Origin of the sequence: Streptomyces sp. NPDC026589 (assembly GCF_040638385.1) — a bacterium.
Classification (GTDB): Bacteria; Actinomycetota; Actinomycetes; order Streptomycetales; family Streptomycetaceae; genus Streptomyces.
The window spans coordinates 251,704-266,261 of the sequence record NZ_JBEZYG010000011.1; the positions used below are offsets into that span (position 1 = coordinate 251,704).

The 14,558-nt window shown below is 69.5% G+C and carries 14 protein-coding genes; 6 read left to right on the forward strand and 8 right to left on the reverse strand.

The genetic code is table 11. The features are described from left to right. The first annotated feature begins 3 nt into the window (after positions 1-3). Positions 4-2,673 (forward strand): AAA family ATPase, encoded by a 2,670-nt coding sequence (locus AB0F29_RS20880; RefSeq protein WP_361874034.1) that lies wholly within the window; start codon positions 4-6, stop codon positions 2,671-2,673. Between the two features lie 428 nt (positions 2,674-3,101). Here the strand turns inward: AB0F29_RS20880 and AB0F29_RS20885 are convergent, their stop codons facing one another. The 3 genes from AB0F29_RS20885 to AB0F29_RS20895 form a co-directional block, all read right to left on the reverse strand. Then, positions 3,102-3,311, reverse strand: a complete 210-nt coding sequence (locus AB0F29_RS20885) for a DUF397 domain-containing protein (RefSeq protein ID WP_361874035.1) — start codon at positions 3,309-3,311, stop codon at positions 3,102-3,104. A 67-nt stretch (positions 3,312-3,378) separates the two neighbouring features. Continuing rightward, positions 3,379-3,588 carry a DUF397 domain-containing protein gene (locus tag AB0F29_RS20890; protein WP_361874037.1) on the reverse strand — a complete coding sequence of 70 codons (210 nt, stop codon included), beginning with the start codon at positions 3,586-3,588 and terminating at the stop codon, positions 3,379-3,381. Then, positions 3,585-4,424, reverse strand: a complete 840-nt coding sequence (locus tag AB0F29_RS20895) for a helix-turn-helix transcriptional regulator (protein WP_361874039.1) — start codon at positions 4,422-4,424, stop codon at positions 3,585-3,587. Before AB0F29_RS20895 ends, AB0F29_RS20890 begins: the two co-directional genes overlap by 4 nt. A 106-nt stretch (positions 4,425-4,530) precedes the next feature. Here AB0F29_RS20895 and AB0F29_RS20900 point away from each other — a divergent pair, with 106 nt between their 5' ends. The 5 genes from AB0F29_RS20900 to AB0F29_RS20920 all read left to right on the forward strand — a co-directional run bounded on the left by AB0F29_RS20900 (position 4,531) and on the right by AB0F29_RS20920 (position 7,740). Next, complete coding sequence (locus AB0F29_RS20900; protein ID WP_361874041.1) at positions 4,531-4,800, forward strand: hypothetical protein; 270 nt, start codon at positions 4,531-4,533, stop codon at positions 4,798-4,800. Between the two features lie 52 nt (positions 4,801-4,852). Further along, positions 4,853-5,278, forward strand: a complete 426-nt coding sequence (locus AB0F29_RS20905; protein WP_361874043.1) for a hypothetical protein — start codon at positions 4,853-4,855, stop codon at positions 5,276-5,278. Positions 5,279-5,301: 23 nt separating this feature from the next. Further along, positions 5,302-5,676 carry a hypothetical protein gene (locus tag AB0F29_RS20910; RefSeq protein ID WP_361874045.1) on the forward strand — a complete coding sequence of 125 codons (375 nt, stop codon included), beginning with the start codon at positions 5,302-5,304 and terminating at the stop codon, positions 5,674-5,676. Between the two features lie 14 nt (positions 5,677-5,690). Further along, a complete protein-coding gene (locus AB0F29_RS20915) occupies positions 5,691-6,098 on the forward strand; it encodes a hypothetical protein (RefSeq protein WP_361874046.1) in 408 nt (135 codons plus the stop codon). Between the two features lie 178 nt (positions 6,099-6,276). Then, positions 6,277-7,740 carry an MFS transporter gene (locus AB0F29_RS20920; RefSeq protein ID WP_361874048.1) on the forward strand — a complete coding sequence of 488 codons (1,464 nt, stop codon included), beginning with the start codon at positions 6,277-6,279 and terminating at the stop codon, positions 7,738-7,740. 51 nt (positions 7,741-7,791) lie between these two features. Here AB0F29_RS20920 and AB0F29_RS20925 read toward each other — a convergent pair whose 3' ends face one another. The 5 genes from AB0F29_RS20925 to AB0F29_RS20945 all read right to left on the reverse strand — a co-directional run bounded on the left by AB0F29_RS20925 (position 7,792) and on the right by AB0F29_RS20945 (position 14,370). After that, positions 7,792-8,388, reverse strand: coding sequence for a DUF417 family protein (locus tag AB0F29_RS20925; protein ID WP_361874050.1), 597 nt, complete (start codon positions 8,386-8,388; stop codon positions 7,792-7,794). Positions 8,389-9,385: 997 nt separating this feature from the next. Beyond that, complete coding sequence (locus AB0F29_RS20930) at positions 9,386-10,810, reverse strand: GH1 family beta-glucosidase (protein WP_361874052.1); 1,425 nt, start codon at positions 10,808-10,810, stop codon at positions 9,386-9,388. Positions 10,811-10,952: 142 nt separating this feature from the next. Then, positions 10,953-11,870 carry a carbohydrate ABC transporter permease gene (locus AB0F29_RS20935; protein ID WP_361874054.1) on the reverse strand — a complete coding sequence of 306 codons (918 nt, stop codon included), beginning with the start codon at positions 11,868-11,870 and terminating at the stop codon, positions 10,953-10,955. Next, positions 11,867-12,844, reverse strand: a complete 978-nt coding sequence (locus AB0F29_RS20940) for a sugar ABC transporter permease (RefSeq protein WP_361874056.1) — start codon at positions 12,842-12,844, stop codon at positions 11,867-11,869. The genes AB0F29_RS20935 and AB0F29_RS20940 overlap by 4 nt, the downstream gene beginning before the upstream one ends. Positions 12,845-13,065: 221 nt before the next feature. Continuing rightward, positions 13,066-14,370 carry an extracellular solute-binding protein gene (locus tag AB0F29_RS20945; protein WP_361874058.1) on the reverse strand — a complete coding sequence of 435 codons (1,305 nt, stop codon included), beginning with the start codon at positions 14,368-14,370 and terminating at the stop codon, positions 13,066-13,068. Positions 14,371-14,558 lie beyond the last annotated feature (188 nt).

Consider the following 14,558-nt stretch of genomic DNA (forward strand, 5'->3'; position numbering starts at 1 on the left):
GATATGGCCGGCAAGCTCTTCACCTGGGTGGACATCGATTCTCAACTGGCCGAGGCAGCTACGGACGGCCAGTGGCCGCAGTGGCTCCTGGAGGTCGACGCTTGGTGGGACACTCTGGAACTGACGGTGCGCCCAGGTACGGAGAGCGGAGCAGTCCGCGAGTGGCTGGACAGCCAGTTCGGCCTCGGATCAGCGGCTGAAAATGACGCGGGCCTGGAACTCGCCCTGGATCGTCCCGCAACTCACGCCCCCCGCTCCCTCCCTGTGCGCCTGGCCGAGTCGGACGATTTCGGAGCAGCCCCCCGCCGTCCGCGACTCAGTGAGCGTCGTGTCACCTCAGCCCTGGGGGACGCCCTGCCGCGACCCGAGCACACTCAGTTCGCCGGTGACAAGCAGCTCATCGCATTCCACTCCTTCAAGGGCGGCGTGGGACGCACGTTGCATGCCGTGGCTCTCGCTGATTTTCTGGCCTCCCAGGGCCAGCACGTTCTCCTCGTGGACGCGGACCTGGAAGCCCCCGGCATTACCTGGATGTACCAAGCACAGGGGGGCCGCTGCGACGTCGCGTACGAGGACGTTCTCGCTCTCCTGCACTCTTCCAAGCAAGGTGACCCCACTCAGGCGGTGGAAATCGCTGCTGCTTATCTTCCCAACCAGCGTGTCTCACGCTACTCGGGGTCAGGCCGCGTGACCGTTCTTCCCGCCAGCCGACGTAGTCGACTCGGTCCGCCCCGAATCAGCCCCACCGACCTATTGACCGAGGACCGCTCACCGTACTTCCTCAGCGAATCCCTTGCGGCCCTCGCTGTCGCGGCCGAGGTCGACACCGTCGTGTTGGACTTGCGGGCCGGAGCCTCTGAGCTGTCAGCACCCATCTTGCTGGACCCCCGCGTGACTCGGATCTTCGTCACCACGGTCAGTAGCCAGTCCCTTCAGGGGACGGAGACTATGATCCGGCAGTTGGGAGCCCAGTCTCCGGCCGTAGCGCGAACGGATCCGACTCCCGGCGCGATCGTGACGCAGTACCGGCTGGACGTCCATGACCTTCATGCCGAGGAGGCCCGACGTGGTCTGTCCGCAGCGCTGTCGTCCACCCTTGCCATGGCGGCCACTGATGAGTACACCTCGGAAGACCTCGCGGTGGACGAACAAGTTCTGACCGAGCCACTGCTGAGTCCGTTCCGCGAAGAGCTGCTCGCACTCCCGCAAGACTGGGACGCAGTCGTGGAAGTCATCCGACGCTGCGGTCTGCCCAGCTTGCTCAGTGAGTTCGCACCGAGCGCTACGCAAGCGGCACCGGCGTCCACAGACGAGCTGTCAACCTTGGACGAGCGCCGACGCGCAATGGAAAGCGCAGCAGGTCGTCTCGTCTTCGCTGAGCGACAAGGTATGGATTCCAGTCTCGGCTTCCTCACGACCGAGCCGGTACGTCGCCTGATCGCAGATCACAGCACCGACCTCCCGGTAGCAGTCGTCGTCGGCGCGAAAGGCGCAGGCAAGACGTTCACGTTCGCCAGGATGTGCACCGCAGGCACGTGGGACGCCTTCGCGCGCGAGAACGGTCAGAGCGTCGAGCGGACAGCAATGGTCATTCCTGTCCTGGACCCGGCCAACATCGCGGAGCCGCAAACCGGCGTGCTCTCACCACAAGCCCTCAGGGACCGCGCCGCAGGTGGGCCAGGCGTCACCGCTGATGAACTCCGCAGCTATCTGAACGCCGGCCTGACGGATGCACAGGCCCACGAGTCAGAGTTCTGGAGACGGCGCTGGCTGGAATGCCTGGCCTGGTCAGCCGGTGCCCCACACGGCGAACCAGCCGAGGAATTCCTCATCCAGCGGACTTTGGATACGTCCGGAGCCTGTGTCTTCGTGATTGATGGCTTGGAGGACTGGCTCGAGACGCTGGATGCGGAACCTCGGCGCATCGCCCTCCGAACCCTGCTGATCGAGGTCCCGGCCTGGTTCCGTCGCCTCCGCAACCGCTCGCTCGGCCTCGTGGTGTTCGTGCGTCAGGACCTGGTCCGCACGGCGATCAAGCAGAACCTCGGGCAGTTCCTCGACCGCTATTCCCCTTACGAGCTTCGCTGGGACGCCGAAGACGCGCTCCGGCTGTCGTTGTGGATCGCGTCAAGCTCCAACGCAGTGGTGACGCCTGACTCTCCGATCGCAGATATGGGCTTCGACGAGATCGTCCAAGCTCTCCTTCCCCTCTGGGGCGCGAAGCTCGGTACCGAGAACTCGCGTGAAGCGTGGACCGAGCGGTGGGTCCCCGCGGCTCTCGCCGACTTCAATGAACAGATCCAGGCTCGCGATGTCGTCCGTTTCCTGCGGGAGGCGGCTTCCGCTTCCACCGGCGATGAGCGCTGGCAGGACCGAGTTCTGACCCCGGCTGCCATGCGTCACGCGCTGGGAGCCTGCAGTCGCGAGAAGGTACAGGAGATCAATCAGGAGAATCCCCGCCTCGGGAAACTCCTTCGGCACATGGCAACCTTTTCGGACTCCGTCAAGATGCCCTTTGATGCGGCTGACCTGAACCTGGCCCCTGACGCGGTCGAAGCCCTGGAGCAGTGGGGTGCACTGGCCAGAGACGCCGACGGGCGCTACCGCATGCCCGAGATCTATCGCCACGCGCTCGGTTTCCGCACCCAGGGCAGGGCACGAGTGATTCGGTGAGTGAACCGTTCCGGATTTGGTAGAGATCTCAGGTTGTAGTTGCGACCTGGGAAAGGGTTCGCCAGGGCCGCGCGGGCAGCGGTCAGCGGGCGGTGGGAGCGGGGCGACTTTCCGAGACGTCTCTTGAATCCGGTGTCAGGATCGGCTTCCCAGGGGCTGACCATGCTGCCGCCCTCCCCGCACGAGCGGGTCAACGCACCAGTGACGGCTGGATCGGCATGGCCGCGTTCGGCGTCTACGGATGCGCCCTGATCGCCGCCACCCGCTCGTACTGGGTCCGCACCCGTCCCGTCGCCGTAACGTGACCAGCTCTTACGGCACATGAGCCGGGTCCACCGGGCCGGACGCGCGGGGGCGGCCGATCAGGAAACCCCACCGTGCGGGTGCGCGTGCGTGGCACGGTGGGGCGGCGGTCCTGGGACGGCTCGTCAGACCGTGTCGAACGTTCCGCCCCGGACGGCCTCGACGAAGGCCGAGAACGCGGTGACGGGGACGTCGACCACGGGGCCGTCAGCGACCTTGGAGTCACGGACCGGGACGATGGCGCGCGGGGCGGCGAGGTTGGCGGCGACTTCGACGCAGGCGCCGCCGTTCGAGCTGTACGAGGACGTGAACCAACGAGGGGATTCGTTCGTCATGAGGTGTCCTTTCGTAGCAGGAAGCCCCACCGTGCGCGGCACGGTGGGGCGGTGTCGGCTCGTCCCGTCAGACGGTGTCGAGCCTTCCGGCCTGTACCCCGGCGACGAAGGTGGAGAACGCGTCGGCGGGGAAGCTCAGTACGGGGCCGCTGATGTCTTTCGAGTCGCGGACCGGGACGATGCCGCGTGTGGCGGCGAGGTTGGCGGCGACCTCGACGCAGTTGCCGCCGTTGTCACTGTACGAGGACTTGAACCAACGGGGGGATTCGCTCATCACGGGGTGCCCTTTCGCAACTGGCTGATCTTGGCCACAGACGCCGCCTTCGACAGCGCCTCGCCCTGGAGTTGATGGTAGGCCGTGAGCATGGGTACGACGAACGAAGTTTCGCGCTCGACGTACCCCTGTGTCTGCGATTCGGCATACGCGACGATGGAGCGGTCGGCAAGGGTCAGCAGATTGACCGGCAGGTAGAACGCCCTCCGTGCCCCCAGGCTGAACGGTGCCACCTGGATGATCCAGTTGGGTAGCGCGGCCATCTCCTCCAGCCGTTCCAGCTGAGCGTCCATGACCTCCGTTCCGCCGACAGCCTGATGCAGGCAGCTCTCGTCCATGACGACGAAGACCATGGGCGGACGTGACCGCACCAGCGCCGCTTGCCTCTCCGCCAGGAACGAGACGCGCTCGTCAGCCTGTTCGGCGGTGATGGATCCGCGTTCTACGTGCCCGTATGCCACGGCACGTGCGTACTCCGGTGTCTGTAACAGCCCTGGGATCAGGCCGACGTCGAACAGCCTGATCTCCACCGCCCGGCCCTCGTACCCGACGTACTCCGGGAAGCCCTCCAGCAGCGAGCCGTTCCGCAGCTCGGCCCACTCGCGCTCGAACGAGTCGGCCGTGCCGGTCGTACCGAACGCCTGGTCAGACCTACGCGAAAAGCGCAGGGTTGGCGGTTTGCGAACAGTTTCCACGGCCGAGACATGCTGACTGGAGTACCCGATGCGGGGGGCCAGTTCCTCCTGGCTCCACCCCCGCGCCTCCCGGAACCGCCGGATGCGGGCGCCGTAGGCCGCCTGCGGGCTGCTGCCCGGGTTCAGATCCTTGCGATTGACCATGCTGAAGCCCCTCCCCTTCCTTCTTTTCCAGCTAGTTGAAGGGTTCTTCACGCTAGGCCACTCTGAGGACCCCCGGTAGTCAAACAGCTACGGAGAGGAGCGATAGGTGTACGGCGAGAACGCGCGTCCGAATACCCCGGAGCCTCCTGGCCCCACGGTTCCCCCGGCCCCCGGCACGCCCATGGTGGACACCAGCCGCGGGAATCGCGTGGGCGAGTTCCGTGGCATCGCCGGCCTCTACTGGTCCCTCCGCCCCATCGGCGGCGGCATCGAGTGGGAGGTCGAGCCCCGCCACGTACGCCCCGCGCTTCCCATAGAGCAGCTCCGGGCCCGTACCGCGCGGGCCAACGCCCGGAGCCGGGGTGAGGTGTTGTGAGCGTCCTCGCCCGGTCGCGGGTCCGGCTCGCGGTCACCGGCGAGCGTGTCGTATGACGCGCACGGGGTACGCCGCCGAGGTCACCCTGACGGACGGGCAGTGGTTCGCCTCGCTCGGCGGTGTGACTGTACGGAACCGGCGGCTGGCCCTCCTGTGGCTGCGGGGGCAAGCGCTCCGCCTGGCCAACGGACACGGACACGGACACGGGCACGGACACGGGCACGGACACGGGCGCGGGCGCACGAGGCACCCCGGCCCGCCGGAGTCGTCGTCGGCCCCTGATGTGCGGCCCGTCCTCTTCCACGGCTCCGACGCGCCCCAGGGGTTGCGGGCCTGGGCGACCGACGGTGAGCGCCAGGACGACGCGATACGGGCCCTGGAAGCAGGTTTTCCGTTGCTGTTCACCGTGGTCGACCCCGCTGTCGGGCTGAGCCTGACCCTCTCGGGGTGGCGCGGTTCCCTGACCGATCATCTCTAGGCCCGCCGACAGAAGAGGCCGACGTGCTGCAATGCACCGCCGTGACCCAGGCTCCTCCCAGTGACGCTCCGGACACCGTCGTCCCGCCCTCCTTCCTCCTCTGCGAACTGGGCGAGCACGACGCCTTCACCGAGCACGCCGCCTTCCTCCGGGCGGCCGAGCCGTCCAGCGCTCCGGCTCTGTGGTTCTTCTGGACCGGTACCGGCCCGGACCGGTCCCACCGGGTGGCCTCCGTGCCGTGGTGCCCGGCCGTCCTCCGCCACCTCGGTACCGGCGTCGTACGGCAGTGCGCGTTCCCCGACCATCACCCCGCGCCCCATTCCTGGAGCGTGACGGACCCGTTGGGCGACCTGATCGCCGAGCGGCTCCTGTCCGGCGACGGGTCCGACACCTCATGAGGACGGCCTCAACCGTGAACCAGTGCACCGCTGTTGCCCTGCTGAAGCCCCCGGATTTCCTTCTCCCCTTGTCCGCCCCCGGGCGCCGGCCGGAGCCCGGACACGTGCTCTGCGAACTGGGCGAGGACCATGCCGGTGACCACGAGACCGACCACGATCACGCGGCGCTGCTGTGGGACGAGGGCGGTCGGCCCGGAAGCGCCGTCTGGGTCAGGTGGAGCGCGGAGCGTACGCGCTTGGACTCGCTCCCGTGGTGCCCTGCGCGTGATGCGCGGAAGGAGGCGTGCGAGCTGTTCGCCGGGCATCGGTCCGAACACAGCTGGGGCGTCACGGACCCCACCGACGAGGCGATCACCCGGGTCCTCGCCGCGCAGCATCCTCATCTCTTCCCCGAGTGCCGGGACGGGGGCGGGACGACGTGATCCGTACCGGCCTGTGAGCCGGATCACGTCCGCTTTCGGCGCGGACCGGGCCCCGGCGGGTGGTTAGGATGGATGGGCTCGGCCCCGTGGCCGAGGTGGTCGGACCCCGCCTTGCGGTGTCCGGTCCGAGGCTTGAAACCTCCGGCGCTCATCTGGACAGAACCCCGGAGGTTTCTTCATGTCTGTCCCCCTGCCTTCCCAGCCCTCCATACCCGATCCCCGCCGATGGTGGGCGCTCGCGGTGATCGCGCTGACACAGCTGGTGGTCGTGCTCGACGCGACCATCGTCAACGTGGCCCTGCCCCAGGCCCAGCTCGAACTGGAGCTGAGCGACACCGAGCGGCAGTGGGTCATCACCGCGTACGTCCTGGCGTTCGGCGCCCTGCTGCTGCTCGGCGGACGCGTCGCCGACTACTGGGGGCGCAAGCGCAGCTACATGGTCGGAATGCTCGGATTCGGCGCCGCCTCCGTGTGGGGCGGTCTCGCGCAGAGCGGGACCGAGCTGATCGCGGCGCGCGGTCTCCAGGGCGCCTTCGCGGCGCTGCTGGCCCCCGCCGCGCTTGCTCTGCTGACGGTCACGTTCCCGGCCGGGCGCGAGCGCGGAACGGCGTTCGCGGTCTTCGGCACCGTCGCCGGCACCGGCGCCGCGGTGGGCCTGGCCCTGGGCGGTGTCCTGACCGAGTACGCCGACTGGCGGTGGTGCCTGCTGGTCAACATCGTCTTCGCCGTCGTCGGCCTGATCGGCGCGCTGCTGTTCGTCTCCGAGAGCCGGGTCGAGGGCGACAACCGGTACGACATCTGGGGCACCCTCGCCGTCACCCTCGGCCTGGCCGCCCTCGTCTACGGGTTCACCCTGGCCGAGTCCGGATGGACCGAGCCGGACACCATCGGCTTCCTCGCCGCCGGCCTGGTCCTGCTGGCGGTGTTCGTGTGGATCGAGTCCCGCGTCGCGCAGCCGCTGCTGCCGCTGCGGGTCGTGCGTGACCGTGCCCGTGCCGGAGCGTTCCTCATCCAGGCGGCCATCGGCGCCGTCTACATCGGGATGACCCTCTACCTGATGTTCCACCTCCAGATCGTGCTCGGGCTCTCCCCGCTGCTCGCCGGACTCGCGAGCCTCGCGATGACCTTCGCGACCATGATCACCGCACCCGTGGCCGCCAGGCTGCTGCCCACCCGGGGGCCGCGCGTCCTGATGACCGGTGGGCCGCTGATCGCCGCGGCCGGGATGGTGTGGCTGACCTTCGTCACGGCCGACGGGAGCTACTGGACGGAGGTGTTCGGCGGCCTCGTGGTCGTGGGCATCGGCATCGCGTTCGTGATCATCCCGGTGCAGAACGTCGCGCTCGCCGGCGTCGGTCACCACGACGCCGGCGCGGCATCGGCCCTGGTCAACTCAGCCATGCAGATCGGTGGCTGCGTGGGCCTCTCGGTGTTCACCACGATCTACCTCGGCGCCGTCGAGCGGTCCGCCGCGGCCGGCTCGGGCCGGGGGGCCGCCCTCACCGAGGGCTATTCCGCGGTGTTCCTCGCCACGGCCGTCACCCTGGTGGTCGCGGCGGTCGTCGCCGCGACCATGCTCCGCGGGCCGCGCCCCTCGGTCACCCCGCAGCAGCTCGCCGAGGTGCCGGTCCACGTCGGCTGATCGCCTGATCGCCGTCCCCGTTCCGGGAGCGGACCGGGGGCCGGGCTTTCTTCATTCGTGCGGTGTTCGGTCGGTACCGTCCGGACACCGTGACGCCCTGGACCCGCTTCCCCACGCGTCGGCGGCCACGACCAGGCACACGGCCACCAGGACCACGTTCTTGACGACGTACTGACCTTCCATGGTCGGCGCGGGGGAGTGGGACTGCCACATCGCGTCGGGCAGGAGGACGAGGGTCGAGAACACGCCGCCCATGTGGAGGAAGAACGCGACGAGAGCGGGGCGCAGCAGGCGGCCTCCCGCGATCAGGCCGATCCCGATGGCCGTCTCCAGTGCCGCGAGGGAGAGCAGCAGCACCGTCTCCGGTACGAGGCCCAGGGTCATCTTCGTGGCCGCGTCGACGGCCAGTTGCTCGGCGGGGCTGGCCGAGGGGAACAGCTTCAGTACGCCGAAGCCCAGGAAGACGATCCCGACGGTCACCCTCAGCAGGACGACGGCGCGGACGTTGACGTGGTCGGCCAGCCGTTGAAGGGCTGCTCGGGCGCCGGCTGTCGCCGGACGTTCGCGGCCGAAGCCGCGTGTGTGGGACGGGGGTTCAGGTGCGCGGCCGGGCGGGGACAGGCTCGGCTCGGCGGTGTGGCTCCTCATGTGCGATCTCCCGCTGTGTCCGTGGGGGTGGGAAAGCGTGCATGGGCGGTCCGCGCGGGTGCGCGGGCGCCTGTGGGGTGTGTGCGGGAAGCGTCGGCACTTGTCGCTTCGGCGCACGGGGTGACGGGCCTCTCGCCGGCGCCCGGGTGTTCTTCTCCTCGGCTGGAGGATCTGGGGAATCTGGTCCTCGGCTGGAGGATCGGAAGGATCTGAAGGATTTCGGAGATCTGGCGGAACTGGGGGAACTGGGGGATCTGGAGGATTCGGAAGGTGAGGTCGAATGCGCCTGGCCGGGTACGTGGGCGAGGCAGGGGCGGCGCGTGACCACCACCGCCGACTGCCTCTCTCTGCTTGGTCTAGACCATACGGATGGGGGTCCGGAGGTCAAGAGGCTTATGGAGCGGCCTCGGTCGGAGGCGACGGATTCGCGCCAAGTTGCATCGGGGCAAAGGGTGTTGGGCGGCGGCGTGCACGGCGCACGCGGATCGGCCGCGCGGACGATCGGAGCCGACCGTGCGGATGGGGCCGCCACCAGGCTCACCGGCCCGGACGGGCTCCGGCCCACCCCTCGGCTGAGCAGCCCCGTTCTCCCGGCTTCGGGGCCCGTCGGCGTTCCGGAAGCGTCGGTCGGGCCGTACTCCCAGGGCCTCTTCGGGCCACGCGGGTGCTCCGCCGCCCCCCGCACCGGCTACCCGCCGGTGCGGGGGGCTTCACCGGTGATTCATCCGGCCGAAAGTGGTCCGGCCGATTCCAGGAGAAAACTCTCATCGCCCGTACTCTTCGGCCGGACGCCCGCCCACAGGTCCCGGGCGCACCCCGAGCCGCCCCCGGACGCGCGCCGGGGCCCGGAGCGCATGCCGCTCCGAGCCCCTGCGTAAACCCGTAACCCGTGCTCGTAACGCGTGCTTGTAGCCCGTAGCCCGTAGGCCGTGAACCTGTGACCGGGAGGCGGCAGGCGGTCGTCGGCCGACCCGACCCGCCGGGCCCTGCCCCCGTTTCAGCGCTCCAGGCCGCCCCGCGCGATCACTTCCGCGTACCACCGCGCGCTGTCCTTCGCCGTGCGGCGCTGGGAAGCGAAGTCCACGTGAACGATGCCGAACCGCTTGCTGTAGCCGTACGCCCACTCGAAGTTGTCCAGCAGCGACCACAGGAAGTACCCGCGCACGTCCACCCCGTCCGCGATCGCCCGGTGCACCGCCGCCAGGTGGGCGTCCAGATACGCCACCCGCTCCGGGTCGTGGACCGCGCCCTCCGGGTCGGCGTAGTCGTCGTACGCCGCCCCGTTCTCCGTCACCAGCAGGGGCACGGAGGGGAGTTCGTCGCGGAGGCGGGCCAGCAGCTCGTACAGACCGTTCGCGTCGACCGGCCAGTCCATCGCGGTGCGCGGGCCGGCCGCCGGGGTGAACGCCACGTGCTGTTCCGCGCCCGCCCACGGCGACGGGGCCTCCGACATCCCCGCCGAAACCACGCTGGGCGTGTAGTAGTTGATGCCCAGTGAGTCGATCGGCGTCGACGTCACCTCCAGGTCACCGTCCCGGACGAACGACCAGTCCGTCACCTCCGCCGTGTCCTCGACCAGGTCCTGCGGCAGCCGGCCGTGGAAGACCGGGTCCAGGAAGATCCGGTTCGCCACCGCGTCGATCCGGCGCACCGCGTCCCGGTCCGCCTCCGTGTCCGCCAGCGGGCGCAGCGCGTTGAGGTTCAGGGTGAGGGAGATCTCGGCGGTGTCCGGCAGGAGGTCGCGCAGGACGCGGGCGCCCGCGCCGTGCGCCAGGTTCAGGTGGTGGGCGGCGCGCAGGGCCGCGAGGTCGCTGGTCCGGCCGGGGGCGTGGACCCCGTTCCCGTACCCGAGGAACGCGGCGCACCAGGGCTCGTTGAGCGTCGTCCAGGTCGGCACCCGGTCGCCCAGCGCCCCGGCCACCAGGCCCGCGTACTCGGCGAACCGGTGCGCCGTGTCCCGCTCCGGCCAGCCGCCCGCGTCCTCCAGCTCCTGCGGCAGGTCCCAGTGGTAGAGCGTGGCTACCGGTCTGATCCCGGCCGCCAGCAGCTCGTCCACCAGACGGCGGTAGAAGTCCAGGCCGCGCTCCACGGCCGGGCCCCGGCCGGTCGGCTGGACCCGGGACCAGGAGACGGAGAACCGGTAGTCGGTGACGCCCAGTTCCTTCATCAGGCGTACGTCGTCCGGCATCCGGTGCAGATGGTCGGCGGCGATGTCACCGGTGTCGCCGTTGCGCACCTTGCCGGGCGTCCGGCTGAAGGTGTCCCAGATGGACGGCGTACGGCCGCCCTCGGTGGCTCCGCCCTCGATCTGGTAGGCGGCGGTGGCGGTCCCCCAGCGGAACGCGGTGGGGAAGCGGAGTTCCGCCGTGGTGTCGGGGCGGGGACCCGCGGAGTTCGCCGGACGGGCATCGACAGCGGTCATGGACTGACACTCCAGAGGTGAGGGAGGGGGCGGAGGCGGGGGCCCGCAGGAGGGGCGGGGCCCCGCAGGGAGGGCGGGCGGCCCCGAGGGGCGGGTGGTCCCGAGGGGCGGGGCGGTCCTGCGGGGCGGGCGGCGTACGGCGTCAGCCCTTGACCGCGCCCTGCATGATGCCGCCGACGATCTGCCGGCCCAGCAGGCCGAAGACCAGCAGCACGGGCAGCGTGCCCAGCAGCGTGCCGGCCATGATCACCGACTGGTCGTTGACGTATCCGCCGCCGAGCTGACGCAACGCGACCTGCACGGTCGGCTCCTGCGAGGACAGCGCGATGATCGGCCAGAAGAAGTCGTTCCACGCCGTCATGAACGTGAGCATCCCGAGCACCGCCATCCCCGGCCGCGCGATCGGGATCACGATCGACCAGAAGATCCGGGCCGTCGACGCCCCGTCCACCCGGGCCGCCTCGATCAGTTCGTCCGGCAGCGACTGCACCAGGTACTGGCGCATGAAGAACACCCCGAAGGCCGAGACCAGGCCCGGCAGGATCACCGCCTGGAGCTGGTTCACCCACTGGAGCTCGGCGATCAGCATGAAGAGCGGGATCACACCGAGCTGCGGCGGGATCATCATCGTCCCGATCGTCAGCGTCAGCAGCGCGCCCCGGCCCCGGAACTTCAGCTTGGCGAAGGCGAATCCGGCCAGCGTGCAGCACAGGACCGTGCCGAGCGTGATCGAGCCGGACACGATCAGCGAGTTGAGGAGGGCCTTGCCGATGTCGGCCTCTTCGAGGACCGCGTCGAAGTTCTTGATCAGGTTCGGTCCGGGCAGCAGGCTCGGCGGCACCTGCGCCAGGTCCGCGTTGGACCGGCTGGCCGCGACGATCGTCCAGTAGAACGGGAACGCGGAGATCAGCAGCGCGACGCCGAGGATGAGGTAGGAGAGCCAGCCGCCCTTCATCGTCCGGCCCGCCCCGCCGCCCCCCTTGCGTAGCCGCTGGCGCGGCGGGACCTGCGGCGGGCGGCCCTTCCCGGGCGCGGTCGGCGGTGCGGCGAGCGCGGTCATCGGCCGGCCTCCTTGCGTGCGCGGCGGCGCACGAGCAGGGCGTTGGCCCCGACGAGCACCACGATCAGGACGAACATCACCCAGGCGATGGCCGCGGCCCGGCCCAGATGGAAGAAGCCCCAGCCCTGCTCGTACATGTACAGGCCGAGGGTCTGGTACTGGTGCGAGATGCCGCCGGAGATCGATCCTTCGAACAGCAGCGGCTCGCCGAAGAGTTGCGTCGCGCCGATCGTCGAGATGATCACCGTGAAGATGATCGTGGGTCGGAGCCCGGGCAGCGTGACGTGGACGAACTGCCGCCAGCGCGACGCCCCGTCCATCTCCGCCGCCTCGTACAGCTCGTGCGGGATCGACTGCATGCCCGCCAGATAGATCAGCGCGTTGTACCCGGTCCAGCGCCAGATCACGATGGTGGAGACCGCGATCTGCGAGGCGACCGTGCCCGTCTGCCAGTCCACCGGATCGAAGCCGACCAGCCCGATCACGTAGTTGATCAGCCCGAAGTCGCGGCCGAAGAGCTGCGCGAAGACGAGCGTGGCTGCCGCCACCGATGTCGCGTACGGGAGCAGGATCGCCGTCCGGATGAAGGTCCGGCCGCGCAGCTTGTAGTTCAGCAGGTGCGCGAGGCCGAGTGCCATCGCGAGCTGCGGGACCGTGGACAGCACGCCGATCGTGAACGTGTTGCGCAGCGAGATCCAGAAGTACTCGTCGGTGAACAGCGCCGTGTAGTTGGCGATGCCCCGCCACTCCATCTCGCCGCTCGTCTGGAGCTCGACCCGGTAGAGCGAGACGAACGCCGTGTAGAGGAGCGGGAAGAGCCCGAAGGCCAGGAACAGGGTGAAGAAGGGGGCGATATAGGCGTACGGGGAGGCCTTGCGCCAGGTGCGCCGGAGGGCGGCGGCCCGGCCGTCGTCGGGGCCGGGCCCGGTTCCGGACGGGCGGGGCCCGGCCTTCGCGGTGGCGGTGAGGGACACGGAGCGGCCCTTCGGGAGCGGGAGCGGGCTGGGGCGGAGGGGAGGTACGGGGGTGAGCGCCGGTCTCCGCCGTGCGCGGGCGGGGGCGGGTCCGGGGGTGGCCCGGTCTCCGCCGTGCGCGGGCGGGGGTGGGGCCGGCCCGTCCGCCGTGCGTGCGGGTGGACGGGCCGGCCCCCGACCGACGGAGGCGAGGCGGTGGGGCGGTGGGGCGGTGAGCGGCGTCAGCCGATCACGTTGTCCACGCCCTTCTTCGCCGTCTGCCACGCCTTGTCCGACGACACCCCCTTGCGCTCGACCTCGCTCAGCGCGTTCGTGATCTGCTGCATCACGTTCTGGTCGTGCACGCCCAGCACCTGGACCGGGGACTCCTTGGCCGCCTCACCGAAGATCTGGCCGATCGGGGCGTTCGAGAAGTATTCGTCCTTCGCGCCCGCGATCGTCTCGATGGCGCCCGTCGAGGACGGGAAGTTGCCCTGCTTCTGGAAGACCTTCGCCTGCTGCTCGGGGGCGGTCAGCCACTCGATCAGCTGGTACGCCTCCTTCTTGTGCTTGGCCGCACGCGGGATGGACAGGTACGAGCCGCCCCAGTTGCCCGCGCCGCCGGGGAGCTTCGCGATGTCCCACTTCCCCTTGCCCGCGTCGCCGGCCTGGCCCTTGACGTAGCCGAGCATCCAGGCCGGGCACGGGATCGTCGCGAACGAACCGGCCGCGAACGCCTGGTTCCACTGCGGGGACCACTGGTCGAGCTTGGCGCTCAGACCTGCCTCGGCCGCCGCCACGGAGGTGTCCCAGGCCTCCTTCACCGCCGGGTTCTTCTCGTAGATCAGCTCGCCGGAGGCGTCGTAGTACCGCTCCTTCTCCTGGCCGATCATGATCCCGTAGAGCGAGCCGACGCTGTCCAGCCAGGCGCTCTTGGCGGGGGCCTTCTTCTTGTACTGCTTGCCCAGCTCCAGGTAGCCGTCCCACGTGGCCCACTTCGCAGCGAGCTCCTCGCGGTCCGTGGGCAGCCCGGCCTGCTTGAAGAGGTCGGTGCGGTAACACATCGCCTCGGGGCCGACATCCGTGCCGAGGCCGAGGATCTTGCCGTCCTCGGTCGTCGCCGCCGACCACTTGGCCTCGGCGAACTCGCCCTTGAGCTTGTCGGCGCCGAACTCCTTCAGGTCCTGGAACTTGTCGGACTGCTGCTGGGTGACCGAGGCGATGCGGCCCACCTCGACGCCCTGCACGTCGGCGAGACCGCCGCCGCCCGCCAGCCGCGTCTGGAGCGACTTCCAGTAGTCCGCCTCGTCCTGGGTGTCGCTCTGCTTGATCGTGATGTCCGGGTTGAGCTTCTGGTACTCCTCGTACAGCCCGGCCTCCTTGAAGCCGAACGACCCGAAGAGGTCGACGTTGAGCGTGACCTTTCCGCCCGCGCCGTCGGAGGAGTCCGACGGGTCGCTGGATCCACAGGCGGCGAGGAGCGCCCCGGCGAGGACGACCGCGCCGAGGCGGGCGGTGGCTCTCTTGGCGGCTCGGGCGATGGGCATGGGAAGCCTCCCTTGGCTTCGGGATGAACCGAGCGCTTTGAGAGCGCTCTCAAACCTGCGTCTGGAGCGTCCCTCACCGCCTCCGCCCCGTCAAGACTCGAACGCATAACAGCTTGGGGTTACGTCCGGAGCCCTTCCAACTGCCGTCTGTGCGCGATCTATTGACACCTACGTTTCAGGAGTTTTAC

What these genes read in the sequence shown, in the direction of transcription:
- AB0F29_RS20880 (WP_361874034.1), top strand. Translation starts at nt 4, where the DNA reads ATGGCCGGCAAGCTCTTCACCTGGGTGGACATCGATTCTCAACTGGCC.
- AB0F29_RS20885 (WP_361874035.1), bottom strand. Translation starts at nt 3,311, where the DNA reads ATGACGAACGAATCCCCTCGTTGGTTCACGTCCTCGTACAGCTCGAAC.
- AB0F29_RS20895 (WP_361874039.1), bottom strand. Translation starts at nt 4,424, where the DNA reads ATGGTCAATCGCAAGGATCTGAACCCGGGCAGCAGCCCGCAGGCGGCC.
- AB0F29_RS20905 (WP_361874043.1), top strand. Translation starts at nt 4,853, where the DNA reads ATGACGCGCACGGGGTACGCCGCCGAGGTCACCCTGACGGACGGGCAG.
- AB0F29_RS20920 (WP_361874048.1), top strand. Translation starts at nt 6,277, where the DNA reads ATGTCTGTCCCCCTGCCTTCCCAGCCCTCCATACCCGATCCCCGCCGA.
- AB0F29_RS20925 (WP_361874050.1), bottom strand. Translation starts at nt 8,388, where the DNA reads ATGAGGAGCCACACCGCCGAGCCGAGCCTGTCCCCGCCCGGCCGCGCA.
- AB0F29_RS20930 (WP_361874052.1), bottom strand. Translation starts at nt 10,810, where the DNA reads ATGACCGCTGTCGATGCCCGTCCGGCGAACTCCGCGGGTCCCCGCCCC.
- AB0F29_RS20935 (WP_361874054.1), bottom strand. Translation starts at nt 11,870, where the DNA reads ATGACCGCGCTCGCCGCACCGCCGACCGCGCCCGGGAAGGGCCGCCCG.
- AB0F29_RS20945 (WP_361874058.1), bottom strand. Translation starts at nt 14,370, where the DNA reads ATGCCCATCGCCCGAGCCGCCAAGAGAGCCACCGCCCGCCTCGGCGCG.